Source organism: Lysobacter sp. K5869, from assembly GCF_018847975.1.
Classification (GTDB): Bacteria; Pseudomonadota; Gammaproteobacteria; order Xanthomonadales; family Xanthomonadaceae; genus Lysobacter.
The window spans coordinates 3469324-3496042 of record NZ_CP072597.1; the positions used below are offsets into that span (position 1 = coordinate 3469324).

The following is a 26719-nucleotide window of genomic DNA, read 5'->3' on the forward strand; positions in this document are numbered from 1 at the left end:
CGCCCCCGTCGATAGAGGGCGGCGCAACGCGGATCGTCAGCGCTGTTGGCCGGGCGCGCTCTGGTTCTGCGACGGCTGCGGGTGCTGCTCGCGCGACTGCGCGTGCTGTTGGTCGAACGCTTCCGACCGCTGCAGCGACTGCTGCATGCTCGGCGCCGGCGTCGCCAGCTCCACCGACGCCACCGAACCGGGCACCTTGCCGGAAACGAACAGGCGGCCGTTGGCGGATTCGACGTGCTGGATGTCGCCGGGCTCGCGGATGTAGCCGGCGACCTTGGCCGCGACCACCGCCTCCATGACTTTTTCGTTGGACACGCCGGTCGGCGCGCGCACGCGCACGCCGTCGAACAGCTTGCGGTCGGCGTGATCGGCCGGCGGCGCTTGCAGGTCGGCGGAGGGCGCGGCGCTCAGGTTGCGCTTGGCTTGTTCGATGTCGGCGCCGGTCGTGGTCGCCTTGGGAACGTAGACGCCCTTGCCGTCGTCCTGCAGCGTGACCAGATGGCTGTTGGCGCTGGGCGCGCGTTCGCCCGGCGCGGCCTGGACCTGGATGGCGTAGCCGCCGGCGGGCACGTGTTGTTCGGCGTGCTTGCGTTCGACCGCTTGCGTCGCCGCCTCCAGATGCTGTGGCGTGACCGCGATACCGGCGCTTTGATAGACCGTGGCGAGCGTTTCGCGCAGGGAGTCGTGCGCGCTGACCGGGCCGCGCGCGGGCGCCTGCGGTTGCTGCGCGAGCGCCGCGCGCAGCTGCGTCTGGGTGGCGTCGAGTTCTTGGCGGGTCTTGCCGTCGGCCTTGCTGTCGTACAGCCAGCCGCTGCTGATCCATTCGTTCTTGTCGTTGCGGCGGTAGACGTCGCCGTCGGAGGCTTGCAAGGACTCGACCTGTCCGCGCGCGTGCTCCACCGGTTCCGGCGGTTTTCCGTATTGGGACCAGCCATAGGCGGCATAGGCCGCGTCGTAGCGCGCGGCCATCGCCGCGGGCGTGCGCAGCGCGTTGTCGGCGATGACTTGCTGCGATTGCCGGTCCAGTTCGGCGGCGCGCTGCGGCGTGGCGGCTTCGTGGTGGCTGAGCTTGATGCCGTGCTCGACGTAGCCGTCGACGATCTCGCGGTTCCACTTGCCGTCTTCGCTGCGCTTCCAGTCGGTCTTGCTCGCGCTGTGCGCGTCGCCGGCGGCGCTGGGGATCGAATAAGGATCGACCGGCGCGGGCGGCGTGGCCAGACGCAGCTGGATCGCCTCGTTGCTGGCCTTGTAGTTGAGGTAGTTGGCCAGTTCCGGCGAGGCGACGAAGGTCTGCTCGGTGGTGGTGACCTTGCCGGTGGCCGGATCGGTGCGCGCCACGTCTTCGCTGCGGTGCCAGCCTTGGTCGGGATGCTTGGGATCGATGCGCCAGGTGTTGCCGTTCTGATCGTCCTGGCGGTTGATGCGGCGGTTTTCCAGCCACTGCGCCAATTCGTTGCCGGCGACCGCGCCGACCACGCCGCCGATGGCGCCGGTGACCAGCAAGCCGGGGCCGGTTTCCACGCCGGCCACGCCGCCGGCGAACGCGCCCAGCGACGCGCCGCCCCAGGCGCCGAGGTTGGTCGCGCCGAAGCGCACCACTTCCGAACGGATGCCGGCTTCGTTGCCGGTTTGGCTGAGCTGATGCACGCGGTAGCCGGTGGTCGCCGCGTCGTAGGCGGTCGCGGCGACGCCGAGCGCGGACAAACCTTTGACCACGCCCGGACGCACCCGCACCGCGTGGTCGATGCCGGCGGCTTGGCGCGCGCCTTGGGCGACGTCGTCGGCGATGTTCAGCGCCTGCCGTTCGGCGAGCAGGCGCTCGGCGGTCTTGGCGTCGATGTTCGGATTGGCCTTGAGCCGCTCGGGCAGTTGCTCGTGCCACTGCTGGCGCTGCGCCCATTGCTCGCCTTGGGCTTGGGTGATCGCCGGATCGCGCATGCGCGCTTCGCGCGCCTGATGCAGCGCTTCGCCCGGCGTCTGGGTGTTGAGCCGGCTGTCGTAGAGTTCGACGCCTTCGCGGTTGAAGATGCGCACCGGGGTGCCGGTCTCGGTGCGCACGCGGTCGAGATTGCCGGGCAGGTTCTGATACACCTCGCGGCGGATTTCGGCCGGCACGTAGCGGCCGAAACCGTTCTTGTCCAAGGAGGCGGCGAAGCGCGCGTCCACGCCGAGCTCGCTTTCCACGCTGTGGGTGGCGATGGCGCGGATTTCGACTTCGTAGCCCTTGGCCTTGAGGTCCTTGACCAGATCGACCGCGCTGTTGCCGTTGCCGAGCGTGGTGTCGATGATGATGTTCTTGCGTTGGTCCACCACCGCCGCGCGCAGTTCCTTGGCCCACTGGCTGGCGTCCTGGTGGGTGTGGTCGGCCCAGGTGTAGGGCGAGTTGGCGCGGAATTCGTTGACCCGGGGATGGAAGTCGCGCAAGGCGTCGGGATCGACCGGGACGACGTTGCCGCCCAGTTCCTGCGTCGCGGTCGCGACCAGGCCGCCTTTGCCCGCGCCGGGCTGGCCGGCGAGGATGATCGCCTTGGGATGCGCCTGCGCGGTGGCGTGGTCGATGCCGCTGGCGGGCAGGATCTGGTTCTTGAGGATCTTGGCGTGGGCCGTCGGATCCAGACGGTCGGCGGGGACGCTCATGCTTGCCGCTCCTTGGCTTGCTCGAAGTAGGCGCGCAGTTCGGACAGGTCGCGCAGGCCGACGCCGGGCGAACGGGCGCGGAACATCAGGTTGAGTTTGTCGTCGGCGCGTTCGATCCGCGCGGCGTCGCCGTGAGTTTCGGCGGCGTCGAGTTCGTCGCGGGCGTCGGCGATGAAGCGGCTGAGCAGGTCTTCCAGCGCCCATTTGGCGGTTTCGAACGGCGGCGCGCCGGCCGGATCGGCGGCGGCGCCTTCGAGCGCGCCCTCGATGCGGGCGATGAGGTCCGGGTAGTCCTTGAGCAAATCCTGCAGCGGCTGCGGAACCGGGGGCGAAAGCGCGGCCATGGCGTCGTTCCTTGATCGGGGCGGGGGAATGATCCGCATCCTACCGCCGCCGCGGCGCGGCGGATGAGAAGACGCCGGCGGACCGACCGGCGGCGCGGACGCTAAAGATTCCGACAGCGCGGCGGGCCGGCCCGGGTTGAACTGTGCGCCACTTCGACGAGCCCCACGGATTCCGCAATGACCCAGCAACACGAGCGCGCCATCGCCGTCTTCGGCGCCTACGGCCACACCGGTCGCTTCGTCGCCGCGCGCCTGCGCGAGCGCGGCTGGCGGCCGCGCCTGTGCGGGCGCGACGGTCAACGGCTGGCGGAGCTGGCCGCGCATTGGCCGGACAGCGAAACGCGGGTGGCGAGCGTGGACGCGCCGGCCTCGCTCGACGCCGCGCTGCGCGGCTGCGCCGCCGTGCTCAACTGCGCCGGTCCGTTCGGCGATACCGCCGCGCCCTTGCTCGAAGCGGCCTTGCGCGCCCGCATTGCTTATCTCGACACCGCCGCGGAGCAGCAGCCCGTCCTGGCCGCGTTCGAGCGCTACGACGCCGCGGCGCGCGCGGCCGGCATCGTCGCGATTCCGGCGATGGCGTTCTACGGCGGCCTCGGCGATCTGCTCGCGACCGCGGCGATGGGCGATTGGGCGCAGGCCGACGCGGTCGAGATCGCGGTGGCGCTGGACGGCTGGCATCCGACCGCCGGCACGCGCATCACCGGCGAGCGCAATACCGCCAAGCGCCTGGTGATCGAAAACGGCGTCCTGGCCGAGGCGCCGAGTCCGTCGCCGACGCGCGATTGGGCTTTCGGCGAGCCGTTCGGCACGCAGCCGGTCGCGGCCGTGCCGATGAGCGAGATCGCCTTGCTGTCGCGGCATCTGCGCACGCGCGGCGCGGTCGCTTATCTCGATCCGGGCTCGCTGCGCGACGTGCGCGATCCGGCCACGCCCGCGCCGGTCGCGGCGGACGACAGCGGACGCTCGGCGCAGGTGTTCGCGATCGAGGCGCGGGTGCGGCGCGGCGGGCAAGCGCGCGGGCTCGGCGCGTCGGGCCGCGATATCTACGCGGTGACCGCGCCGTTGCTGGTCGAAGCGATGGAGCGCGCGCTCGACGGGCGTTGCCGCGGCCACGGCGTGCGCGCGCCCGGCGACGCGTTCGATGCAGCGGACTTCCTCGCCGCGTTGGCGCCGGAGCCGCTGCGTTTGTACTTGCGCGACGAATGAAACCCGTCGCGGCTCAGTCGTGCGCCTGCGCGGGCAGCCACAGCGCGGCGCGCAGGCCGCCGCCGTCGCGCGGCGACAAGCTCAGGCGTCCGCCCAGCGACAAGGCCAGTTGCTGGGCGATGGCGAGCCCGAGTCCGGTGCCGCCGGTATCGCGGTTGCGCGAGGCTTCCAGGCGATAGAACGGCTGCATCACCGCGTCGAGTTCTTCGACCGGAATGCCCGGGCCGCGGTCCAGCACTTCGATCAGGAAGCCGCCGTCGGCGGGCGCGACGGTCACCTCGGCGGCGCCGGCGTACTTCACCGCGTTGTCGATCAGATTGCTCGCCACCCGCCGCAGCGCATGCGCGCGCGCGACCATCGGTGCGCCGGCGCGGCCGGACAGGGCGACGTCCTTGCCGGTGTCCTGGTAATCGCAGACCACGCTGTCGAGGAAGGCGTCGAGGTCGAGCCGGATCGCCGGCTCGGCGGTGCTGTGGGCGCTGCGCGCGTAGGCCACGCCTTCGCGCACGAGGTGCTGGATCTGCTCCAGATCGTCGAGCAGCCGCGCGCGTTCGGGCGACTCGTCCATCGCCTCGGTGCGCAAGCGCATGCGCGTGATCGGGGTTTGCAGGTCGTGCGAGATCGAGGCGAGGATCTGCAAGCGCTCGCGCAGGTAGGCGGCGATGCGGTCCTGCATCGCGTTGAACGCGGCCGCGGCCTGCGCGACCTCGGTCGGCCCGGTTTCGCCCAGACGCTTGCCGGCGCCGCCGGGGCTCAGCGTTTGCGCGGCCTGCGCCAGCTGCTCCAGCGGCCGCGTCGCCAGCCGCACCGCCAGCCACGCGCACAGCACCAGCAGAGCGAGTTGCGCGGCCAGCACATACGGCAGCCATTGCGCGATCGGCATGGTCGAGGGCATCACGTCGATGGTCAGCGGCTGGCCGTCGCTGAGCTTGAGGTGGACCTGGAAGCGCTCGGGCCGCTCGCTCACGGTTTCGGCGCGGATCGGATAGCGCGCGCCGAGCACGCCGCCGATCAACTGCGCGATGTTCTGCGCGCGCTCGCTGAGCTGCGGCGCGCCGGGTTCGCCGGGGCCGAGCACGTACTGATAGGTGCGGCGCTTGAACTGCGGCAGCCACTGCGCGCGTTCCTCCGCGGGCAGGCGGTCGAGCACGGCGACCGCGGTGCGCACGTCGAGCTCGAGATTGCCGAGCATCATCGAGGTCGCGGTGACGTAGCGCTCGTAGAACAACAGGCTGAAGGAGAGCGTGTGCGCCAGCGCCAGACCGGCGAACAGGATCAGGTACAGCCGCGAGGCCATGCTGCGCGGCAGCCAGCCGCGCGCGGGCTTGGCGGCGACGGCGGCCGGCGCGTTCATGCGTCTTCGCCCACCAGCGTGACCGCTTGCGAGAACACATAGCCTTCGCTGCGCACGGTCTTGATGTAAGACTGGTCGCGCGCGTCGTCCTGCAAGCGTTGGCGCAGGCGGCTGACCAACAGATCGATGGAACGGTCGAAATGCTCGGCGTCGCGGCCCTGGGTGAGGTTGAGCAACTGGTCGCGGCTGAGCACGCGCTGCGGATGGTCGAGGAACACCCGCAGCAGGCGGAACTCGCCGCCGCTGAGCGCGATGGCGGTGCCCTCGGGATCGAGCAGGTGGCGCGCGGTGGTGTCCAGGCGCCAGCGGCCGAACGCGATCAAGCGCACGGCCTCGCTGACCCGCAGGTTCGGCGGCAGCATGCGCGTGCGCCGGATCACCGCGTTGATCCGCGCCAGCAGTTCGCGCGGCGCGAAGGGCTTGGCGAGGTAGTCGTCGGCGCCCATTTCCAGGCCGACGATGCGGTCGGTGGCGTCGTCGCGCGCGGTCAGCATCAGCACCGGGATCGCCTTGTGCGGGCCGGCGCGCAGGTTGCGGCACAGCACCAGGCCGTCGTCGCCGGGCAGCATCAGGTCGAGCACGATCAGGTCGATGTCCTGCGCTTCCAGCGCCGCGCGCATCTCGCGGCCGTCGGCGGCGGTGCTGGCGCGCAGGCCGTTCTTGCGCAGGTAGTCGGCGATCATCTCGCGGATGTCGCGGTCGTCGTCGACGATCAGGATGTGGTCGCTGGGTTTCATTGCGGGTCCTGTGGGGCGATGCGGGGGCGATGCGGGGGCGATGCGGGGCGATGCGGGGCGATTATGCGCTTGGGCGGGGTGGAGCGAGGGCGGCTCGGCTCCGCTCGCCCTGTAGTTGCGATCCTCCCAAACCCGTCATTCCGGCGAAAGCCGGAACCCATCTTGATCTTGCTTTCTGTAGTCGCGATCCTCCCAGGCCGTCATTCCGGCGAAAGCCGGAACCCATTTTGATCTTGCTTTTTGCTGGTCGCGTACGAAAGCGCGGAGCGAAAGTCAAAATGGATTCCGGCTTTCGCCGGAATGACGGGGTGAGGGAGTGCGGATCGGGTGAGGGAGTGCGGATCGGGTGAGGGAGTGCGGACGGGGGAATGGAGCGCAGATGGGTAAGGGGGCGCGGACGCGGCGGGAGGAGCGCGACGATCGCCGGACAACCGTCGTGCCTCACCCCCGCGCCAGCAACTCCCGGATCATCGCCTCGGTCTGCGCGTAATCGCCTTCGCCGTAATGCCGGTACACGATGCGCCCGTCGCGGTCGATCAGATACAGCGCCGGCCAGAACCGATTGCCGTAGGCGTTCCAGGTCGCGTAGTCGTTGTCCTGCGCGACCGGATAGCCGATGCCCAAGCGCTTCACCGCCGCCTGCACGTTGCCGCTCAGGTGCTCGTACTCGTATTCGGGCGTATGCACGCCGATCACCGCCAGCCCCTGGCCGGCATAACGCTGATGCCACTCGTTGACGTGCGGCTGCACGTGCAGGCAGTTGATGCAGGCGTACGTCCAGAACTCGACCAGCACCACCTTGCCGCGCAACTGGCTCATGCGCAGCGGCGGACTGTTGATCCAGCGGTGGATGCCCTGGAAATCGGGCGCCGGCGGCGCCGGCTGGCGCGCGGTCGGCTGGACCGGTTCGGCCTGCGCGCCGGGCGCGCAGGCCACCGCGCCCAGACACAGGCTCAGCGCCAGCAACAACGGTTTGATCGCGAAAGGAGTCTTGAGCATGACGGTTCTCCGGTGGCGCGGACGCGACGGCTCAGCCGCCGCTGTGCGCTGGGTCTTGGGTGGGGATGCCGGCGGCTTCGAGAATGGCGAGGGCGACTTCGCGCGGCCGCGCCAGCGGCACGGCGTGGCCGGCGTCGACGATGCGCGTTTGCGCGCCGATGCGGCGGGCGGTGTCGGCCTGCAGCTGCGGCGAGAGCATGCGGTCGTTGCGCGCGATTACGTACCAGCTCGGCTTGCCGCGCCACGCCGCCTGCGTCGCCGGTTCGGCGAAGGCGCTGGCCTTGATCGGCGCCTGCAGGCTCGCCAGCACCTGCGCTTGCCGCGGCTTCAGGTCCGGCGCGAAATCGCGCACGACGTTGGCTTCGTTCAACCACAGCCAGCCCTCGCGCTCTTGCAGGCCCGACAGCCCCGGCGGTTGCGGATAACCCTGGCCCTGGCCCGCGCTGTTCTGGCCGACATCCGGCGCGAACGCGGCGACGTAGACCAGCGCCTTCACTTTCGGATCCGCGCCGGCTTCGGTGATGACGCTGCCGCCCCAGGAATGGCCGACCAGCACCACCGGACCCGGCGCGGCGCGGATCGCGCGGCGCACGGTATCGGCGTCGTCGGACAGCGAACTCAGCGGCTCGTGCACGGCGACGGCGCGCATGCCCCAGTTGCGCAGGATCGGCACGACCTTGTCCCAGCTGGCGCCGTCGGCGAAGGCGCCGTGAACGAGGATCGCGGTCGGAGCATCGGGCTCGCGCGGCTGCGCGGCGGTGGCGGGCGCGACGGCGGCGGTCGCGGCGAGGGCGAGGAACAACGCGGTGCGGAGCATGGAAAGGGTCTCGATGAAGTGGGGGGAAAGGTCAGATCAGCTCGAACTCGACGTCGATGTTTCCGCGGATGGCGCGCGAGTACGGACAGGTGTCGTGCGCGGTTTCGATCAACGTGCGCTTGAGCGCTTCGTCCAGGCCGGGCAGGGCGATGCGCAGCTTGGCCGCGAGTTGGTAGCGCGCGCCGCCGTCGGTCTTGCCGAGGCTGACTTCGGCTTCGATCGCCGTATCGGTGGGCAGGCGCACGTTGTGGCGCGCGGCGGCGAGCTGCATCGCGCCGATGAAGCAGGCCGAGTAGCCGACCGCGAACAACTGCTCGGGATTGCTGCCGGGGCGGTTGGAGCCCGGCGTGGACAAGCGCACGTCGAGCGCGCCGTCATCGCTGCGGCCGCTGCCGTCGCGGCCGCCGGTGGTGCGGGTGCGGGCGGTGTAGAGGGTTTGTTCGAGGGCGTTGGTCATGGTTGCGATTCCTGGTTGGGGTGGAGAGCGGGGAACGAGGGATGGGGCGATCAGAGCGAGCGCGGCGCGGCCGCCAGTTGGGACGCCGCGCGTTGGCGGCGCTTGTTGGCGAGGGAGAGCTTGCCGACCAGCCGCACCGCCACCGCCGCGATCAGCGCGGCGAACGGCAGCGCGTACGCCGGGTTCATCGGGATGCGCTTGAAGTAGGACAGCGCGAACACCGCGGCGAGCACCCACATGCCGGCGGTGTGCAGGCGCTTCCACGCGGTCGCGCTCATGCGCCGCGCGACCGGCTTGAACGAGGTGACGGTCATCGCCAGCAAGAACAGGTAGCCGATGCTGCCGGGCACGTTCGTCAAGCCGGTGCGGCTCGGCCAGAATTCCGGCGCGAGCCGGCCGTAGGCGTAGATGACGATCGCGTGGACCCAGTGCGAGAACGCGAAGCCCAGGCCGATGTAGCGGCGTTCGCGCAGCAGCGCCGAACTCGCCGGGCCCGGCAACAAGGTGGCGAAGGCCGAGGCGGTGAAGGCCAGCAGGAACAGCGCGAACGAGCTGCGCGCGGTGGCGCGCACGGCGCTGTGCACGCCTTCTACCAAGTCGGCTTGCGAGACGACGGTGAGGCCGGTCATCGCCAGCACGGCGACGGCGATCAGGCTCCACAGCGGCCAGCCGCTGAAATAGGGACGAGGGTGGTTCACGGGCGGCTCCTGGGGGCGGACGGTTGGGAAGCGGGGATGTCGTGGGCGGTGCCGAGCACGACGCCTTGCGCGCGCCACTGTTCGAGCGCGATGCGTCCGTCTTCGAGCAACGCGTCGGCGGGCGCGCCGGCTTCGGCGGCGAGCGCGCGCAGGTGCGCGGCGCCGCTGCGGCGCTGCGTGCGCAGCGCATCGAGCAGGCGGTAGGACAGCGGCGCCAGCTCCGAGAACTGCGCGTCGCCTTCGCCGTCGCGATGCACGAGCAGCAGCGTCGGCGCGTTCGGCGCGCGACGCGGCTGGTACTCCGGGCCGATGCGCTGCACCGGCCAGCGATAGGCCAGCGGCTGCGCCCACGGCGCGAGCAGCGGCGCGCCCGCGAGCAGATCGCCGTCGCGGTCGTGCGCCGGCGTCGCGTCGTCGCAGGACAGCACCGCGGCTTCGGCCCATTCGTAATGCGCGAGCTCGGCCAGCCACGGCAGGCCGCGCACCGCGCCGCGGCGGCTTTGCAGGAACTGGACGAACTCGCCGCCGACCTGCGGGAACAGCGGCGTGGCGCAGCGGTGCGCGGCGTAGAAGCGCCGCACCAGCGCGCGCCACGAGGCCTCGCCGAGAGTCGCGCGCAGTACCGGGAAACCGCCGGCCAGCAGGCCTTCGACCGAGCCGATCAGCAATTCGCGATAGATCCGCAGGCGGCGCTCCTCGATGCCGGGCGGCGGCGCGTAGCGGTTCGGATCGCGCAGGTGCCGGGTCAGGGCGAACTGTTGGCGGCGCAGGCGCTCAGACATGGGCCGGCTCCGCGCGTTCGGCGACGCGTTCGGCCGCGGCTTGCAGCGAGCGGATGCGTTCGACTTCGGCCAACAGCTCGCCCAGCGGCGGGAATCCGAAGTCGCGTTCCAGCAGGGTGGGACGCACGCCGAAGCGCGCATAGGCCTGCGCCAGCAACTGCCACACGTCGCCGCGCACCGGCGCGCCGTGGGTGTCGATCTTCAGGCCGCCTTCGTCGTCGTAATGCCCGGCGATGTGCAGAGAAGCGATGCGCGCGGCCGGCAGCCGCGCGAGGAAGGCGCGCGCGTCGTAGCCGTGGTTGTGCGCGTTGACGCAGAGGTTGTTGACGTCCAGCAGCAGGTCGCAATCGGCTTCGGCGAGCACCGCCAGAATGAAGTCGATCTCGGCCAGCGCCTGATGCGGCGCGGCGTAGTAGGACACGTTCTCCACCGCGATGCGGCGGCCCAGCGCGTCCTGGGTCTGGCGGATGCGCGCGGCGACGTGGCGCACGGCTTCGTCGGTGAACGGAATCGGCAGCAGGTCGTAGAGGTGGCCGTCGTCGCTGCAGTAGCTCAGGTGTTCGCTGTAGAGCGCGACGTCGTGGCGGTCGAGGAACTCGCGGGTGCGGCTCAGCAACTGCGTATCCAGCGGCGCGGTGCCGCCGAGCGACAGCGACAAGCCGTGGCAGGTCAGCGGAAAGCGCGCGGCCAGCTGCGCCAGCGCCGCGCCGTTGCGGCCGCCGACGCCGATCCAGTTGTCGGGCGCGCATTCGAGGAAGTCGACGGCGCCGTCGTCCATCGCCGCGAGCTGCGGGAGCAGGGCGCGGCGCAGGCCGAGGCCGGCGTGCGAAGGCGTGTGGGATGCGGTCATGGCGGGCTCGCGTGGCGGAGAAAACGCCCCTTCCCCGGGGAGGGAGAGGGAAGGGGCGAAGCGGTTCAAAAGGCCGGGTTACGCGATCGGATCGGGCTCAGTGCTTGCCGCCGCACTTGCCCTCGCCGCACTTGCCTTCGCCGATGGGCTTGCCGGCGGCCTTGCGCGCGGCCTTCACCGATTCCAGCGCTTCGGGCAGCGAGATCGAGCCGTCGTGGTTCTTGTCGATGCCGTCGAACTCGGCGGCGCGGGCCGGAGCGCGGGCGACGAACTCTTCGCGCGAGACCTTGCCGTCGTGATCGGCGTCGGTCTGGGCGAAGCTCTCTTCGCCGCATTTGCCCTCGCCGCACTTGCCTTCGGCGGCCTTGGCCGCGGCGTGGCCGGCGGAGACGAGATAGCCCTGCGCCAGCGGCTGCGAAGCGAAGGCTTGGCCGGCGAGCAGCAGGCCGCCGCCGAGGGCGACGCCGAGCAGGCCGAGAGCGCGGGCGGGGTGGGGGTTGCGGTTGCGCGACATGGTGGTACTCCTGAAAGGTGCGGACGGGCCGCGGGAAAGAGCGCCGCGGTGGCGGCGCGGAAGCGATGCGGAATCGGGCAGGGACGGCGTCGGTCGGCGCTGCGGCGTCAGCCGCGCGCGGCGGCGTGTTGCGGGGTAGCGCGGCGCAGCGTCGCGGCCATCGCCAAACCCGCGGCGGCGACGATCAGCGCGCCGCCGAGCCAGGGCAGCAGCAGCGCGGTGGGCAGGCCGAAGCCGAGCGCGACCAGCGCCCATACGCGGCCGTCGCCGGCGGCGTCGCTGGAGGAAGAACGGAACGAGCGCGCGATCAGATGGTCCAGGCTCAAGCGCCCGCCGCCGCCGAGCGCGAGCGGCAGCAGCATCGCCAGATAGATCAGCGGCAGCTTGTAATTGCCGTGGCCCTGGTCGCTGATCGCATAGCCCTGCCACAGCTCGGCGAGGCTCGACCACTGATCGGGCCAGTGCACGGTGTAGATCGCGACCACGGTCAGCACCCACAGCGCGAACGCGGCGTAACGCGTGCCCAGGCCGAGCAGCAGGGCGAGGCCGCCGATCAACTCCAGCCAAGTGGCGGCGAACCACGACGCGTCGGCGCCGAGCAGCGAGAACGGCCAGGGGAATTTGTCGCCGAGTTCGGCGAACCAATTCTCGCCGTTGAACTTCTCCAGGCCCGACTCGACGAATTCCCAGGCCAGCAGCGCGCGCAGCGCGGCCGGCGCGATCCAGGCGCCGACCGAGTCGACGCGCGAGAACAGCGGGGTGGCAATGGCGGGGGAAACGCTGGAAGACCGCATGATTCGCTCCTGAAGATGGCGCCCGGTGGGTGTGGCGCTATTTCGAAGCGGCGGGGTATCGGCAGCGTGTCGGCGCGGCGGCGGTTTTGTCGCCTACTGTGGCGTGGGGGCGGGCGGATACATTGCGATACAAACCGGCGGCGGGGCCGGTTTCGGGTTCGGCGTTATCGGTTCGGGGCGGCGACGGGCGGTCGCGAACCGGCCGGCGCGGAACGGGCCGGGCGCGCCGTCGCCTTTGCGCTGCTGGAAGAGGTCGGGCAGTCGCACGCGGCGTGAACGTATGCGGCAGGCTCAGCGCCGCAAGGCCGAACCCGCCAGCAAGGCGCCGAATCCGATCAGCAGCGCGCCGAACGCGCGGTCGATGCCCCGTCGCCAGCGCAGCAGCCGCGCGCGCACCGCGCCTTGCGAGAACAGCAGCGCGACCAGGGCGAACCACAGCAGATGCGCGCCGGAGACGAAGGCGCCGTAGCCGAGCTTCGCGCTCAACGGCGTGTCCGGCCCGACCACTTGCAGGAACAGGCTGACCACGAACACCGTGCACTTGGGATTGAGCGCGTTGGTGAGAAAACCGGTGCGCAGGGCGGCGCAGTCGCCTTGCGCGGCCGGCGCCGTCTGCGCGGGTTCGTCGGCGGCGCGCGTGCGCAGCATCTTCACTCCGAGCCAAAGCAGGTACAGCGCGCCGAGCAGCTTGAGCGCGGCGTACAAGCGGATCGATTCGCGGATCACCAGCCCGACCCCGAGCAAGGTGTAGCCCACATGCACCCACACGCCCAGGGCGATGCCCAGCGCGGTCAGCACGCCGGCGCGGCGCGATTGCAGCAGGCTGTTGCGCGAGACCATGGCGAAGTCGGGGCCGGGGCTGATCACCGCCAGAGTGGTGATGGTGACTACGGCTAACAGTTCCTGCATGGTCGGTTCGCGCGGGTAGGGCGGTTGGCGGCTAAATTAGGCGTGGATACCCGGAGCCGCAAACGATGAATCCTCACGACGATGGTGAGCCCGGCTCACTACCTGCCTGGCGGTCGCGGGCCGCGCTGCCGCCGCTGGGCGCACTGCGCTGCTTCGAGGCGGCCGCGCGCCTGGGCAGCTTCACCCGCGCGGCGCAGGAACTGCATCTGACCCACGGCGCGATCAGCCGCGCGGTGCGTTCGATCGAGGACGCGCTCGGCGTCGGCTTGTTCGAGCGCCGCAGCCAGCGCGTTCACCTCACCGCCGCGGGCGAGCGCTTGCGCGATGCCGCGGCCGGCGCGTTCGAGCTGCTCGCCGCGACCGTGCGCGAACTGCGCGAGCCGTCGCGCAAGCCGGCGCTGGTGTTGTCGTGCGAACCGAGCTTGCTGATGCGTTGGCTGATCCCGCGCTTGCCGGCGTGGCAGGCCGCGCATCCGCGCATCGCGCTGCAACTGGTCGCGGGCGGCGGGCCGGTCGGGTTCGGCGAGGTGGATCTGGCGATCCGCCGCAACGACTTCGCTTGGGAACGCGGCGTGCATGCGCTGCATCTGTTCGACGAACGCGTCGGCCCGGTGTGCAGCCCGGCCTATCGCGACGCGCAGGTCGGCGGCAGCGGGCGCAACGCGCGCTTGGCCGCGGGTTCGTGCCTGCTGCACAGCGCCACCCGCGCCGGGGCTTGGGACGCGTGGGCGCGCGCGGCGCGGCGCAAGTTGCCGGCGGACGCCACGGCGCAGACGTTCGAGCACTTCTACTTCAGCTTGTAGGCCGCGGCGGCCGGCGTCGGTTTGGCGATCGGCCCGTGGCAGTTGGTGCGCGACGAGGTCGCCTCGGGCGTGTTGGCCGCGCCGCTGGGATTCGTCGCCGACGGCAGCGCTTACTACTTGCTGTCGCCGACGCCCGCGCGCGCGGGTTCGCCCGCCGCGTCGCTGGCCGCGTGGTTGCGCGAACAGGCGTGAGCGCCGCCGCGCTTGCGCCGGTTGGCGGCTTGCCGCAACGTGCCCGCTTTCGCATCGAGGGATCGCCGTGAACGACGCCGCCGCAGAATCCGCCTTCACCGTGGTGTCGTTGGGCGCCGAACGCGTGCTGCTGTGCGCGCAGGCGGGCGAAGCCATCGCCGACGCGCGCGCGGCCACGGATCTGATCGGCGAAGCCTCGTTCGCCGGCGCGACGGTGCTGGCCTTGCCAGTGGCGCGGCTGGATCCTTCGTTCTTCCGCCTTGCCAGCGGCTTCGCCGGCGAGGTCGCGCAGAAGGCGGTGAACTATCGGCTCAAGCTGGCGCTGATCGGCGACATCCAGGCGCATCTGCAGCACAGCGGGCCGCTGCGCGATTGGGTGCGCGAATGCGGCGAAGGGCGTTCGGTGTTGTTCGTCGCCGATTGGGACGAATTGGCGCGGCGGCTCGGCGCCGACGATTGATCGATGCGGCGAGGGTGGGGCGAGGATCCGGTGTTGCGGGCGCCGTTCGACCAGTGGGTGCGCCCCCTCACTCCGTCATTCCGGCGAAAGCCGGAATCCATTTTGACGTTGCTTTGCTTTTCGCAAGCCAGGCGAGAGTCAAGATCAAAATGGATTCCGGCTTTCGCCGGAATGACGGAAGCGGGTGGTGGCGCGAGCGAAGCCGCGAAACCTGGGCCGTGGCGGGTGCGAGCGCGCGCAGGTCGCGAAACCCGAGCCGCAGACGGCGGGCGCGTCGCCCGCCGCCCTCCGGGCCCGCGCGCTCAGCGCCCTTCGAACAAGGCGTTGAGCTCGGGATAGGACATCGCATCGGCCGCCAGCGGCCGGCTGTCGCCGTCGCGCAGGAACCCGCCGGCGAGCGTGCGCAGGCGCGCGTGGACCGACTGGGCCAGATCCGACCCGGCGCTGAGCCGGCGCACGCCCCAGTCGCGCAGTTCCGCCGCCGGCGGCAGCGCGGCGCGCGCGAGCAGGTTCAACGGCAGCCCGGCGTCGGCGGCGATGGCGCGCGCGTGCGCTTCCTCGGTCAGGCCCGGCACGAACAAACCGTCGGCGCCGGCCTCGCGGTAGCGCGCGGCGCGCGCGAGGGTTTCCTCGACCCGCCGCTCCGGCGGCGCGAGCCCGCGCAGGTAGACGTCGGTGCGCGCGTTGACGAACAGCGCCACGCCCAGGTTCGCCGCGGCGCGCTTGATCCGTTCGATCTTGGCGCACAACAACTCCGGCGCGGCGGCGCCGTCTTCGATGTTGATGCCGACCGCGCCGACGTCGATCACCCCAGCGACGTGGTCGGCGACGGCGGCCGGATCCTCGGAATAGCCGCCTTCCACGTCCACGCTCAGCGGTACGCGCACGGCGCGGGCGATGTCGGCGACGGTGGCGATCAGGCGCGGCACCGGCAAATGGTCGCCGTCGGCGAAGCCGTGCGCCCAGGCGACGCCGGCGCTGGTGGTGGCCACCGCGCTCGCGCCGAGGCTTTCGATCAGGCGGGCGCTGCCGGCGTCCCAGGCGTTGGCGAGCAGCAGCAAGCCGTCGCGGTGCAGGCGGTGGAAGGTCTCGGCGCGTTGGTTTTGCGCGGTCATCGGGCGGCCTTTGCGGAAGAAGGCGCCCAGCTTCGCACGCGCGCGCCGGCGCGACCGGCCGTTTTCGGACAACAACGGCGCCCGCCCGCGCAGCGCAGGTTTTTTCCCGCTTTGCGCGGCCGATTGCGTTCAATCGCGCGGCGCTGAGATACCATTGCCGCACGCTCGCACTAGCAACTCAGCCTAGGGATTGCCAAGTTGTGACCCAGTTCATCGGTTGCGGGCGCCATGGCGGCCGCGGCGCGCCTTTTCGGCGCAGGCGATGACGGGCCCGGTGCGAGTGCGGGCGCCGGCAGTGAGCCAATAAATATCAATGCCTTGCGCGCCCAGGGGGCGCCGCGTAGCCTCGCGGGCAGGAGCCTGATGCAGGCTCTGCTGCGGGCTTGGCGTAAACGGGCCCCGCTTCGAAAAACGGGCATGAGCTTCAAGGCAGTTCTGGGGACGGTATGACCATCCGTGTATTCATCGTGGACGACCATGCGCTGGTGCGTACGGGCATGCGCATGATTCTGTCGGCGGAGACGGATATCGAAGTGCTGGGCGACGTGGAGAGCGGCGAGGAAGCGCTGCCGTTGATCCGCAAGCTCAAGCCCGACGTGGTGCTGTGCGATCTGCATCTGCCCGGCGTCAGCGGGCTGGAGGTCACCGAGCGCATCGTCAAGGGCGACCACGGCACCCGCGTCATCATCGTCTCGGTGCTCGAGGACGGGCCGATGCCCAAGCGCCTGCTCGAGGCCGGCGCCTCCGGTTACGTGGGCAAGGGCGGCGACGCCAGCGAACTGCTGCGCGCGATCCGCGACGTGGCGCGCGGCAAGCGCTATCTGGCCAGCAACATCGCCCAGCACCTGGCGCTGTCCACGCTCGACGGCGGCGCGTCGCCGTTCGACGAGTTGTCGCCGCGCGAGTTGGAGATCGCGCTATTGCTGGTGCAGGGCTTCCGCCAGGAAGAAATCGCCAAGCGCCTGAGCTTGAGTGCGAAGACCGTCAACACGCATAAGACGCGGTTGTTCGAGAAGCTGACGATCACCGACACCATCGCCTTGGCGCGGTTGGCGGCGCAGTACGGGTTGGCCGATCCGGCGCATTCGTTGTGAGGGCGGGGCGGGGTTAGGCCTCGCCGGGTAGTTCCTGAGCGCGCGGGGTAAGCGCGAAAGTCAAAATGGGTTCCGGCTTTCGCCGGAATGACGGAACTGGAGAGTGCGCTCCCCCGACACCGTCATTCCGGCGAAAGCCGGAACCCATTTTGATTTTGCTCGCCGCCATCCGCCATCCGCCATCCGCCATCCGCCACTAGTCACTCGCCCAGCGCCCGCCGCTTGCGCGCAACCCTAGCGCGCCTCCACCGCAAACCCGCGGCGACCGCGACGCTTCGCATCGCCCAGCCTCGGCGACGCAACTGGCGGGCAACAAAAAACCGGCCGCTTTCGCGGCCGGTTCTTTCATTCCGATAAAGCGCAGGGCGGCCGCGAGGACCGCCCCCACGCTCAGGCGCGGCGTTCCTGCGAACCGTCGTCCTTGTCGCCGCCGTCTTCGGCCTTGGCCTGAGCGTCGGCTTCGGCGTTGTCGGCGATCGGCGCCGGCGCGACCGGGTGCGGCAGGCCGTCGAACAGGCCACCGGTGCGCGGCAGCAGCGAAGCGGCTTCGTCGGCGACGGTGTCGGCGTTGGCCTGAGCCGGCTCGACCGGCGCGGCGGCCGCGGCTTCCGGCGGCGCGGCGAAGGCGAAGCCCGGCACGGCCTGGGCGGCCTCGCGGGCCGGCGAGGCGGCGGCTTGGGCCGCGGCTTCGGCCTGCGCCAACTCGGCTTCGGACGGCTGCACGGTCTCGGCGACCGCCACGACCGGCGCGGACACCGGGGCCGGCTCGGCGACCACCGCCGGCTCGACCGTCGCCGGCTCGATCACGGCGGCTTCGACCGGCGCGGCGGCGACCGGCACGACCGCGACGGCTTCCGCCTGCGGCTGAGCCTGGATCGCGCGCTCGGCGGCGACGGCGGCCGGAGCGGTCTCGGCGCGGACCGGGGTTTCGGTCTGGACCGGGGCGGCCTCGGCGGATGCCGGCGACACGGCGGCCGCCTGCGGCTGCGCGGCGACTGCGATTTCGCTCTTGGCGCCGAAAGCGTCGGCGGCTTCGTGCTTCACCGCAAACGCGTTCTGGTCTTCGGCCTGGGCGGCAACGACGTCGCTCGCTTCGGACTTCGCCGGAGCGGCGTGAGCTTCCGCCTCGGCCTTGGCCGGAGCGGCGTCAGCTTCGGCCTCAGCCTTGGCCGGAGCGGCGTGAGCCTCGGCCTCGGTCTTGGCCGGAGCGGCGGGAGCCTCGGCCTTAGCCGCAGCGGCCTCGTCCGTGGCGGCGGCCTTGAACCCGGCCGGTGCGGCAGGGCTCGGGGCAACCGTTTCGAACTGGGCCGGCGCAGCCTCGCTGGCGGCTTCGAACTTAGCCGGCGCGGCGTGGCTGCCCGCGGCGGTTTCGGCCTGAACCGGCGCAGCGCCGCCACCGGTCGCGGCTTCGTGCTTAACCGGCGTCGCGGCTTCGTTCGCCGCGGCGTCGGCCTTCACCGGCGCGACGGCTTCGCTGCGGACCGGAGCGGCGGCGATCGCCGCGGCTGCGGCCGCGACGTTGGCCTGCGACTGCGGCGCGGCCGCGACGTCGTCGAAGTCGAACTCCGGCTGCGAACGATGCGCGGCGGCCGGGGAGGGCTGGCCCGGTTCGGCGCCGATGTCGTCTTCGTCGTCGAACCCGCCGTCGGCGTCGAGCGCGCCGTCGGCGCCGCCCTCGGCACCGGCGTTCTCGCCGTTGCCGCGACGGCGGCGGCGACCGCCGCGACGGCCGCGACGGCGACGTCCGCCGCCTTCGCCGGCGGCATCGGCCGCGGCGTCGGCCGGGGTGTCGCCGGTCGCCAGCGCGTCGGCGGCGACGGCCGCTTCGGCGGTTTCGGGCTTAACGGTGTTTTCGGCAGCGACCGGCGCGGCGGCGGCCGGCGCGGTGGCGGCGACGGCCGCCGGGACGGCGACCGCTACAGCGGCCGCTGCGGCGGTTGCGGCCGCGGTCTCGGCGACGGCGGCGTCCTGACGCGGCGGCTTGGGCTCGCGCGGCGGGCGCGGCTGGCCGTTGCCGCCCTGGGCGTTGGCGTTGCCGCCTTGCGCGGCCGCGTCCTGCTGCGGCTTGGGCGGGTTCTGGTTTTGACCCTGACCTTGAGCTTGCTGCTTGGGCTGCTGCGGTTGCTTGGGCTGCTGTTGCTGCTGCGGGTTCTGCGCCTGCGCCTGCGGCTGCTTGGGCTGCTTCTGCTGGCCCTGCTGCTGCGCCTGCTGGCCGCCGCTCTGCGGCTGGCCCTGGTTCTGCGGCTGCTTCTCGCGGCGCTGCTGATCCTGCTGGCGCGGCTCGTCGCGGCGGCCGTCGCGGCCGCCCTTGCCGTTGCCGCGACTGTCGCTGCGGCGCTGGCCGTTGCCGCGGTCGTTGCGCTCGCCGCGGCCGCCGTTGCCGCGGCCTTCCTGGCCGCGCGCCGGTTCCGGCGCGGCCGGAGCCGGCTGCGGGGTGCCGCGGAAGATGCGCAGGATGCGTTCGACCAGACCGACCGAGTGGGTCGGCGCGGCCACCGGCGCGGGCGTCGGAGCGGGGATGGGCGCGGGCGCGGCGGCCTGCGCTTCGCGCGGCTCGCGCAGCGGCGCGGGCTGAGTCGGACGCACGTTGGTGACGGCCGGCGCTTCGGGAATGTTGAGGTGGGCCTTGGTCAGCGCGTGGACCGGCAGCTTGCGCTGGGTGCCGCGCTGGTAGCTGGGCTTGCTGGTTTCCTCGCCGACTTCGTTCTCGCGCACGCGCGTGACTTCGTAGTGCGGGGTTTCCAGGTGCTCGTCGGCGACGATGACGATCGGCGCGTCGTGGCGCGCCTCGATCTCCATCAGCGCGCGGCGCTTTTCGTTGAGCAGGAAGTTGGCGATCTCGGTCGGCGCCTGCACCAGCACCTGCCCGGTGTTCTCCTTCATCGCGTGCTCTTCGGCGACGCGCAGGATCGACAGCGACAGCGACTCGACGCTGCGCATGCGGCCGTGGCCTTCGCAGCGCGGGCAGACCAGCTGGCTGGATTCGCCCAGCGACGGGCGCAGGCGCTGGCGGCTGAGTTCGAGCAGGCCGAAGCGCGAGATGCGGCCGATCTGCACGCGCGCGCGGTCCTGCTTGAGCGCGTGCGACAGGCGGTTCTCGACCTCGCGCTGGTGGCGGTTGGACGACATGTCGATGAAGTCGATCACCACCAGGCCGCCCAGGTCGCGCAGGCGCATCTGGCGCGCGACTTCCTCGGCGGCTTCCAGGTTGGTGTTGAACGCGGTCTCTTCGATGTCGCCGCCCTTGGTGGCGCGCGCGGAGTTCACGTCGATCGCGGTCAGCGCTTCGGTCTGGTCGATGACCAGGGCGCCGCCGGAGGGCAGGCGCACGGTGCGCTCGTAGGCGTTCTCGATCTGCGATTCGATCTGGAAGCGGTTGAACAGCGGGGTGTCGTCGGCGTACTTCTTGAGCTTGCGCAGGTTGTGCGGCATCACCTGCTCGACGAACTGGCGCGCCTCGGCGTACATCTCGTCGGTGTCGACCAGGATCTCGCCGATGTCCGGGCGCATGTAGTCGCGCAGGGCGCGGATGATCAGGCGCGACTCCTGGTAGACCAGGAACGGCGCGGGCTTCTTCAGCGCCTCGTCGGTGATCGCCTTCCACACGCTGACCAGGTAATCCAGGTCCCACTGCAGCTCTTCGGCGTCGCGGCCGACGCCGGCGGTGCGGATGATCACGCCCATGTCGTCGGGGATGGTCAGCTTGTCCATCGCCTCCTTGAGCGCGGCGCGGTCGTCGCCCTCGATCCGGCGCGAGACGCCGCCGGCGGTGGGCGAGTTCGGCATCAGCACCATGTAGCGGCCGGCCAGGGAGATGAAGCTGGTCAGGGCGGCGCCCTTGTTGCCGCGCTCTTCCTTATCGACCTGGACCACGATCTCCTGGCCTTCGCGCAGCAGTTCGCGCAGGCCGGCCTTGTTGTGGTCGACGCCGGGCTGGAAGTAGTCGCGGGAGATTTCCTTCAGCGGCAGGAAGCCGTGGCGGTCGGCGCCGTAATCGACGAACGCCGCTTCCAGCGAAGGTTCGAGCCGGGTGATGCGGCCCTTGTAGATGTTGGACTTCTTCTGTTCCTTCGACGGCTGTTCGATGTCGATGTCGTACAGATTCTGGCCGTCGACGATGGCCACGCGCAGTTCTTCCGCCTGCGTCGCATTGATCAGCATGCGCTTCATTGTTGCGTTCCTCGCGCGCTCTACCGCGCGGAACGCCGTGGCGTTTCGCTATCTGGGAACTGAGTCCGCGCCGTCGCGTTCGGCGCCCGAACCGGGCCGCCCGCCGCGCCGGCGAGGTCTCCACTACCAGCGCTACATCACCACGGCACGCCGCGGGAGCGCTCTCAATACCTTTACTCAACTTCGGGCCGGCGGCGCGAACGCCGCACGGGACGGGCGACGGCTGCTTCGAGGGGTCTCTCGTTCGTGTTCGAGGACGGACTCTGGCGCCGCACGGGTGTTCATCGCGACGGGGTGTCCGTCGGCGAGGGCGGGCTCCGCCGGTCCGTCGCTGCTAACATGGCTGCCCCGTGGGCAGTGGTTAGACGCGGACCGGAATCGCGGGAGGGGCTTTCGGCCCCGTACCGGGCCGCACGCCGCGAGGCGTACGACCGGGTGCAACTCCCAGCGAAATCAAAACCTTATCTCGCGTCGCGAGTGTAACAGATAACGCTTCGGGATGACCCAATCAGCAAACTCCGGCAATGCCGGCGCCCGCACCGTGCGCGTGCCCGACGATCGCGACGGCCAGCGCCTGGACAACTTCCTGCTCGGCCAACTCAAAGGTGCGCCCAGGTCCTTGATCTACAAGCTGGTCCGCTCCGGACAGGTGCGCGTGAACGGGGGGCGGGCCAAGGCCGAGCGCAAGCTCGAAGCCGGCGACGAGGTGCGCATCCCGCCGGTTCGTCTCACTGAAGCTGGCGACAAGCCGGCGCCGCCCAAGGGCTTCCTGGACGCGATGGAGCGCTCGATCGTGTTCGAGGACGCCCGCCTGCTGGCCCTGAACAAGCCCTCCGGCGTGGCCAGCCACGGCGGCAGCGGGATCAGTTTCGGCGCCATCGAGACCCTGCGCGCGCTGCGCCCGAACCAGGGCCTGGAGCTGGTCCACCGGCTCGACCGCGACACCTCCGGCCTGCTGATCGTGGCCAAGAAGCGCTCGGCCCTGACCGAGATGCAGGCGCTGATGCGCGAAGAGGGCGGTATCGCCAAACGCTACCTGGCGCTGCTGACCGGGCGCATGCCCGACGGGATCATGACGGTGGACGCGCCGCTGCACATCGGCCTGCGCCAGGGCGGCGAGCGCCACGTCCAGGTGCACCGCGACGGCAAGGCCTCGCTGAGCCACTTCAAGGTGTTGGAGCGGCGCGGCGGGCAGTCGTATTGCGAAGTGCGGATCGAAACCGGCCGCACCCACCAGATCCGCGTGCATTCCCAGCACATCGGCCATCCGGTCGCCGGCGACGATAAATACGGCGAGGCCGAGGTCAACAAGAAGCTGCGCGATCAGTTCGGTTTGCGCCGGCTGTTCCTGCACGCCTCGACTCTGGAGTTCGCCCTCGACGGCGGGCGCGAGCGGTATTCGCTCAATGCGCCGCTGGCGCCGGAGTTGGTCGAGGTGTTGGACCGGCTCGGCGGCTGAGCGGCCGAAGCGGCGGCAGGTTACGCCAGAACCTTCTGCCGGCGCCTGTGCGCGTAACGCTCGTCCTGCTCGAACCAGCGCAGATAGGTGCCGTCGTCGTCGTAGTCGATCACGCGGCCGTCCTTGACGATCACGCTGACCAGATTGTCGGCGACGGTGAGGTATTGCAGCCGGGCGAAGCGCGCGGCGAAGCCGTCGTCGACCTGGATCTCGCGCAGCCGCGCTTTGGCCAGCGCATCGGCGGGGCCGCTCACGCCGAACTCGCGCAGATGCGCATCCAGCGAGCTTTCGCCGGGCAGCGCGTCGACGCCGTAATCGGCGACCTGGAACGAAAACAGGCACTCTTCCCACAGCAGCGTTTCGATCGCGGCGAGGTCGGCCGCGCCGAGCGCGAGCACATCGGCGATGGTCCGTCCCATGCGCTCGGTCGCCTGCGACGGCGCGCCGTCGGCGGGAAACAACACGAATTCGTGGCGTTCGCCGAGCATCGGCATGGGCAGCGTCAGCCGGCCCAGGCCGTCGTAATCGGTCCACTCGATTCGTTCGGCCCAACCGGCCGGCGGTGCCGGAGGCGGTTGCACGGTCCGGGCCGTCGCGTCAGCGCGCGCTGACGGCCTGCCCGCAATGCTCCGGCCGCTCGGTCGGCGCATGGAACGTCACCGGCACCTGGATGTCGGTCGACACCGGCTTGCCGTTGCGGGTCGCCGCTTCGAAGCGCCAGCGCTGCACGCCCTTGGTCGCGGCCGCGTCGAGCGCGGGGATGCCGCTGCCGGTCATGACGTGGGCGCGGGTCGGCTTGCCTTCCGGGCCGACGGTGAGCTGCAGCACGACCTTGCCGCCGACCTGATCGCAGCCGATCTCCAGCGGATACTCCGGCGGCGGCGTGTCGACCGCGCGCAGCGGCGTGGACGGGATGATCGGTTCTTCGGCGGCGCGCTGGCCGCAGCCGGCGAGGGCGGCGCTCAGGGCCAACACGGCGAGCGCGGCGTGGGGGCGAAAATTCGCTTTCATGACGTGATCAACCTATCAGGGCTTCGGCCTTGGCCGCGCAGATGAAGTCGTTCTCGCTCAGCCCGCCGACGTCGTGGGTGGAATAGCGCACCACGCAGCGGTCGTAGTGCACGCCGAGGTCGGGGTGATGATCCTCGCGATGGGCCATGAACGCCAGTGCGTTCACGAACGCCATGGTCCGATAGTAATCGTCGAAGCGGAACGTTTTGGTGAGGGCGTGGCCGTCCTCGGCCAGTTCCCAGCCCGGCACCTGCGGCAGCAGTTCGCGCACGCGCGCTTCGCTCAAGCGGTGCTCGCTGCCGCGCAGGAGGACGCAATGGGCCTGGACGAGGGGAATGAGGTCGTTCATGGGGGACTCCTGGCGGCCGGGCGCGGGCGCCGCGGCGTTGCGTCTGGCCGCGCCGGCCCCATGTGAATGGAACCGTATCCGCGGCGGTCGTAGGCTGCATGCGCGACATCAGGCCGCGCCGTCCCCGTTAGAATAGCCCGATGATCAATATTTCCGAATCCGCCCAGGCGCACTTCCGCAAGCTGATCGAACGCGAGGCCTTGCCGGGCCTGGGCGTGCGCTTGTCGGCGGTCCATCCCGGCACGCCGCGCGCCGACGTGCGCCTGGAGTTCGCCGAACCCGCCGATCTGGCCGGCGACGAGTGGGCGATCGACTGCGAAGGCTTCACCTTGTGGCTGCGCGCCGACAGCGTGAAGTACCTCGACGGCGCCGAGATCGATTACGAAACCCGCGCCACCGGCGGCCAACTGCAGATCCGCGCGCCCAAGATCAAGGGCGAGGCGCCGCAGGATTCGGCCTCGCTGGTCGAGCGCGTGCACTGGATCGTCGAGAACGAAATCAATCCGCAGCTCGCCCAGCACCGCGGCCACGTCTCGGTGCAGGAAGTCACCGCCGACGGCGTGGTGCTGCTGCGCTTCGGCGGCGGCTGCCACGGCTGCGGCATGGCCGACGTCACCCTCAAGCAGGGCATCGAAACCACCTTGATGAGCAAGGTGCCGGGCGTGACCGCGGTGCGCGACGCCACCGACCACGACACCGGCCAGGCGCCGTACATTCCGCGCGACAGCGCGGCCTGACCCCGCCGCGGCGCCGCCTGTGCCCACCGCCGCATCGATCATCGAAGCCCTGCAGCGCCGGTTGCGGCTGACGTTGCGCCGCGACTCGCCCGAACCCGGCGAATTCCCGGCGCAGTGGCAAGGCTGGCTGGACGCGCAGAGCGCGCGGCCCGGCGCGGTGACCGGCGCGACCGCCGAGGCGTGGATGGCGGTGTTCGTCGAACGTCCGCTGGCCGCCGCGCCGCGGCGCACGCCCGCGCTCAACCGCTGGCAAGCCTTCGTCACCTTGTGGCGCCAGCAATGGCTGCCGCCGGAACCCGAGGACCGCCGCCTGCGCTGGGGCGCGGGCGTGGTCTCGCTGATGTGGCATCTGCTGTTCGGCGGATTGCTGGTGTGGCTGATGTACCTGCAGTACTTCGCCACCCGGCCGCCGCCGCCGGGCGAGACGACGGTGACGATGGTCGAATACGTCGGCAAGGGCACGCCGGCCGAACCCGGCGGCGGCGCGCAGCAGCCCAGCGAACGGCCGCAGCCGGTCGCGCAGGCGCAGCCGGCCGAACCTTCGCCGCCGCAACCCAGCGCGCAGCCCGCGCCGGCCGAACCGTCGCCGCCCGCGCAAGTCGCGGTCGCCGCGCCGCCGACGCCGCAACTGCAAGCGCAGCTGCCCGACGTGGCGGTGCGCGACGTGCCCGAACCGCAGCTGCCGCCGCCGACGGTCGAGCAGCCGGTGATGGTCAGCAAGGAAACCCCCGACGCGCCGCAAGTGTTCGTGCTGCCGCCGACGCGCAAGCGCGTCGACGACAGCGTGCGCGCGCCGCAGATCCAGGCCGCGCAGCAGCCGCTGCGCAGCGTCGATGTGCCCGCGCCGGTGCAGCCGCCGTCGCTGCGCGTGCCGCAGCGGGAGATCGCGCTGCCGAGCGTGCGGACGCAGCCGCGCGAAGTCGCCGTGCGCGATGTGCCGGCGCCGGCGCAATTGCCGCAGTTGCAGGTGCGCGAGGTGCCGCAGCGGCCGGTGGAAACGCCGCAGCTGAGTTCGACCGCGCCGCAGGTGCGCGTCGCCGAGATTCCGACGCCGCCGACGCCCGCGCTGAGTCCCGCGCCCGCGGCGGCGACGCCCGCGCCGTCCGCGCCGGCGCAAGCGCAGACCGCGGCGCCTTCGGCCTCGATCACGCCCAGCGCGAGCGCGGCGGCGACGGCGTCGTCGTCCAACGCCAAGCCGGCCGCCTCCGCCGCGCCCGCCGCCGGCCCCAGCGCGGCCACGCCCGCGCCGCCGGCCGCGACCGCCGGCGCCGGCCCCAAGCCGACCCCCGCGCCCGGCAGCTGGTCGACTCCGCGCCGCGGCGACGATTGGGGCGACTCGGCGCGCAACCGGCCGGGCGGCCCGCCCGGCCTGTACAACCCCGACGGCAGCGTGCGCATCGCCGACGCGCCGGGTTCGGCCTCGCCGGGCTTCCCGCCGGGCACGGTCACCCAGGAGATCAAGAACCTCGACCGCGCCGGCACGTGGCTGCGGCGCAAGCCGACCGACTACGAAGCGACCACGCTCGACAAGTACTGGCGGCCGGACGAAACCCTGCTGGCCGAGTGGGTGAGGCGCAGCATCAAGAACGTGGCGATCCCGATTCCGGGCACCCGCAAGAGCATCCAATGCTCGGTCGCGCTGCTGATGCTCGGCGGCGGCTGCGGCATCAGCGACCCCAACCTCAACGACCAGCCGGCCGAAGCGCGGCCGCCGCCGGACGTGCCGTTCAAGCCGCACCTGCAGGAAGACAACGGCAGCGTGCGGCCGCCGCCGGGCGGGTGAGGGCGCGAGTGGGTTAGGTAGGAGGGCGCGGCTGCGTACTCGCGGCGCTTGGGGCGAATCGATCGCGACGATCTGAGCGCATGCCCGCGGATGCGGGCATCCAGGGCTTTATCGCGGCATGGCTCTGAAGTCTTTGGATCCCCGCGTTCGCGGGGATGACGTTCTGGGAAGACGCGCGACGCCTGCCTGGATTCAACCGGAGTCCGTCGGAGTTCAACGGTCGCGAAACCGCAGGAGGTCGTCATGTCCGCGGATGCGGGCATCCGGGGCTTTCTCGCGGCACGGCCCTGAAGTCTTTGGATCCCCGCGTTCGCGGGGATGGCGTTTCTTGTCTTGAGCGCGGCGACGCTCGCGCTAATTCAACGGCTGCGAAACCATCCGCCGTCAGGCCCGCGAAGGCGGGCATCCAGGGTTTTCTCGCGGCAGGGCCCTGAAGCCCTCAAAAACG

General features: G+C 71.2%; 26 protein-coding genes. 8 read left to right on the plus strand and 18 right to left on the minus strand.

Going from position 1 to position 26719, the window contains the following annotated elements; translation table 11 throughout:
* Positions 1–36 precede the first annotated feature (36 nt).
* Both J5226_RS15075 and J5226_RS15080 read right to left on the minus strand, forming a co-directional pair.
* On the minus strand, positions 37–2637 hold the full coding sequence (locus J5226_RS15075; RefSeq protein ID WP_215835279.1) for a zeta toxin family protein: 2601 nt from the start codon (positions 2635–2637) through the stop codon (positions 37–39).
* On the minus strand, positions 2634–2981 hold the full coding sequence (locus J5226_RS15080; protein WP_215835280.1) for a hypothetical protein: 348 nt from the start codon (positions 2979–2981) through the stop codon (positions 2634–2636). The genes J5226_RS15075 and J5226_RS15080 overlap by 4 nt, the downstream gene beginning before the upstream one ends.
* Before the next feature lie 177 nt (positions 2982–3158).
* Here J5226_RS15080 and J5226_RS15085 point away from each other — a divergent pair, with 177 nt between their 5' ends.
* Positions 3159–4187 (plus strand): saccharopine dehydrogenase NADP-binding domain-containing protein, encoded by a 1029-nt coding sequence (locus tag J5226_RS15085; protein ID WP_215835281.1) that lies wholly within the window; start codon positions 3159–3161, stop codon positions 4185–4187.
* 13 nt (positions 4188–4200) lie between these two features.
* Here J5226_RS15085 and J5226_RS15090 read toward each other — a convergent pair whose 3' ends face one another.
* From J5226_RS15090 to J5226_RS15140, 11 genes are all read right to left on the minus strand, one after another.
* The gene (locus J5226_RS15090; RefSeq protein ID WP_215835282.1) at positions 4201–5541 is read right to left on the minus strand and encodes a HAMP domain-containing sensor histidine kinase; all 1341 of its coding nucleotides are present in this window, start codon (positions 5539–5541) and stop codon (positions 4201–4203) included.
* Positions 5538–6278, minus strand: a complete 741-nt coding sequence (locus tag J5226_RS15095; RefSeq protein WP_215835283.1) for a response regulator — start codon at positions 6276–6278, stop codon at positions 5538–5540. Before J5226_RS15095 ends, J5226_RS15090 begins: the two co-directional genes overlap by 4 nt.
* A gap of 441 nt (positions 6279–6719) precedes the next feature.
* A complete protein-coding gene (locus tag J5226_RS15100; protein WP_215835284.1) occupies positions 6720–7277 on the minus strand; it encodes a thioredoxin family protein in 558 nt (185 codons plus the stop codon).
* Positions 7278–7308: 31 nt separating this feature from the next.
* Positions 7309–8094, minus strand: coding sequence for an alpha/beta hydrolase (locus J5226_RS15105; protein WP_215835285.1), 786 nt, complete (start codon positions 8092–8094; stop codon positions 7309–7311).
* Positions 8095–8125: 31 nt separating this feature from the next.
* Positions 8126–8551: an organic hydroperoxide resistance protein gene (locus J5226_RS15110; RefSeq protein ID WP_215835286.1), complete on the minus strand. Its 426-nt coding sequence runs from the start codon at positions 8549–8551 to the stop codon at positions 8126–8128.
* A gap of 50 nt (positions 8552–8601) precedes the next feature.
* On the minus strand, positions 8602–9249 hold the full coding sequence (locus J5226_RS15115) for a ferric reductase-like transmembrane domain-containing protein (protein ID WP_255322800.1): 648 nt from the start codon (positions 9247–9249) through the stop codon (positions 8602–8604).
* Positions 9246–10031: a putative DNA-binding domain-containing protein gene (locus J5226_RS15120; protein ID WP_215835287.1), complete on the minus strand. Its 786-nt coding sequence runs from the start codon at positions 10029–10031 to the stop codon at positions 9246–9248. The genes J5226_RS15115 and J5226_RS15120 overlap by 4 nt, the downstream gene beginning before the upstream one ends.
* Positions 10024–10881: a DUF692 domain-containing protein gene (locus tag J5226_RS15125; protein ID WP_215835288.1), complete on the minus strand. Its 858-nt coding sequence runs from the start codon at positions 10879–10881 to the stop codon at positions 10024–10026. Before J5226_RS15125 ends, J5226_RS15120 begins: the two co-directional genes overlap by 8 nt.
* A 97-nt stretch (positions 10882–10978) precedes the next feature.
* On the minus strand, positions 10979–11395 hold the full coding sequence (locus J5226_RS15130) for an EF-hand domain-containing protein (RefSeq protein WP_215835289.1): 417 nt from the start codon (positions 11393–11395) through the stop codon (positions 10979–10981).
* Between the two features lie 107 nt (positions 11396–11502).
* Positions 11503–12189, minus strand: a complete 687-nt coding sequence (locus tag J5226_RS15135) for a DoxX family protein (RefSeq protein ID WP_215835290.1) — start codon at positions 12187–12189, stop codon at positions 11503–11505.
* Positions 12190–12480: 291 nt separating this feature from the next.
* Positions 12481–13098 carry a LysE family transporter gene (locus J5226_RS15140; RefSeq protein ID WP_215835291.1) on the minus strand — a complete coding sequence of 206 codons (618 nt, stop codon included), beginning with the start codon at positions 13096–13098 and terminating at the stop codon, positions 12481–12483.
* 65 nt (positions 13099–13163) lie between these two features.
* Here J5226_RS15140 and J5226_RS15145 point away from each other — a divergent pair, with 65 nt between their 5' ends.
* The 3 genes from J5226_RS15145 to J5226_RS15155 all read left to right on the plus strand — a co-directional run bounded on the left by J5226_RS15145 (position 13164) and on the right by J5226_RS15155 (position 14553).
* Positions 13164–13901, plus strand: coding sequence for a LysR family transcriptional regulator (locus J5226_RS15145; RefSeq protein ID WP_215835292.1), 738 nt, complete (start codon positions 13164–13166; stop codon positions 13899–13901).
* Between the two features lie 21 nt (positions 13902–13922).
* Positions 13923–14093 carry a hypothetical protein gene (locus J5226_RS15150; protein WP_215835293.1) on the plus strand — a complete coding sequence of 57 codons (171 nt, stop codon included), beginning with the start codon at positions 13923–13925 and terminating at the stop codon, positions 14091–14093.
* 67 nt (positions 14094–14160) lie between these two features.
* Positions 14161–14553 (plus strand): DUF4180 domain-containing protein, encoded by a 393-nt coding sequence (locus J5226_RS15155; protein ID WP_215835294.1) that lies wholly within the window; start codon positions 14161–14163, stop codon positions 14551–14553.
* A gap of 302 nt (positions 14554–14855) precedes the next feature.
* Here the strand turns inward: J5226_RS15155 and J5226_RS15160 are convergent, their stop codons facing one another.
* The gene (locus tag J5226_RS15160; protein WP_215835295.1) at positions 14856–15668 is read right to left on the minus strand and encodes an isocitrate lyase/phosphoenolpyruvate mutase family protein; all 813 of its coding nucleotides are present in this window, start codon (positions 15666–15668) and stop codon (positions 14856–14858) included.
* Positions 15669–16114: 446 nt separating this feature from the next.
* On the opposite strand from J5226_RS15160, the gene J5226_RS15165 reads away from it, so the two are divergent.
* A complete protein-coding gene (locus J5226_RS15165) occupies positions 16115–16762 on the plus strand; it encodes a response regulator (RefSeq protein WP_207525036.1) in 648 nt (215 codons plus the stop codon).
* A 390-nt stretch (positions 16763–17152) separates the two neighbouring features.
* Here the strand turns inward: J5226_RS15165 and J5226_RS15170 are convergent, their stop codons facing one another.
* Positions 17153–20923, minus strand: a complete 3771-nt coding sequence (locus J5226_RS15170; RefSeq protein WP_215840443.1) for an Rne/Rng family ribonuclease — start codon at positions 20921–20923, stop codon at positions 17153–17155.
* Positions 20924–21431: 508 nt separating this feature from the next.
* Here J5226_RS15170 and J5226_RS15175 point away from each other — a divergent pair.
* A complete protein-coding gene (locus J5226_RS15175; protein ID WP_215835296.1) occupies positions 21432–22391 on the plus strand; it encodes an RluA family pseudouridine synthase in 960 nt (319 codons plus the stop codon).
* A gap of 20 nt (positions 22392–22411) precedes the next feature.
* On the opposite strand, the gene J5226_RS15180 is transcribed toward J5226_RS15175, so the two are convergent.
* From J5226_RS15180 to J5226_RS15190, 3 genes are read right to left on the minus strand one after another with little or no spacing between them, the layout of a single operon-like run.
* Positions 22412–22972, minus strand: a complete 561-nt coding sequence (locus J5226_RS15180) for a hypothetical protein (protein WP_215835297.1) — start codon at positions 22970–22972, stop codon at positions 22412–22414.
* A gap of 16 nt (positions 22973–22988) precedes the next feature.
* A complete protein-coding gene (locus J5226_RS15185) occupies positions 22989–23402 on the minus strand; it encodes an energy transducer TonB (protein ID WP_215835298.1) in 414 nt (137 codons plus the stop codon).
* Positions 23403–23409: 7 nt separating this feature from the next.
* The gene (locus tag J5226_RS15190) at positions 23410–23751 is read right to left on the minus strand and encodes a 4a-hydroxytetrahydrobiopterin dehydratase (RefSeq protein ID WP_215835299.1); all 342 of its coding nucleotides are present in this window, start codon (positions 23749–23751) and stop codon (positions 23410–23412) included.
* Positions 23752–23891: 140 nt separating this feature from the next.
* Between J5226_RS15190 and J5226_RS15195 the strand changes: the two genes are divergently transcribed.
* The gene (locus J5226_RS15195) at positions 23892–24488 is read left to right on the plus strand and encodes a NifU family protein (protein ID WP_215835300.1); all 597 of its coding nucleotides are present in this window, start codon (positions 23892–23894) and stop codon (positions 24486–24488) included.
* A gap of 19 nt (positions 24489–24507) precedes the next feature.
* Positions 24508–26271, plus strand: a complete 1764-nt coding sequence (locus J5226_RS15200; protein WP_215835301.1) for a hypothetical protein — start codon at positions 24508–24510, stop codon at positions 26269–26271.
* The last annotated feature ends 448 nt before the right edge of the window (positions 26272–26719 follow it).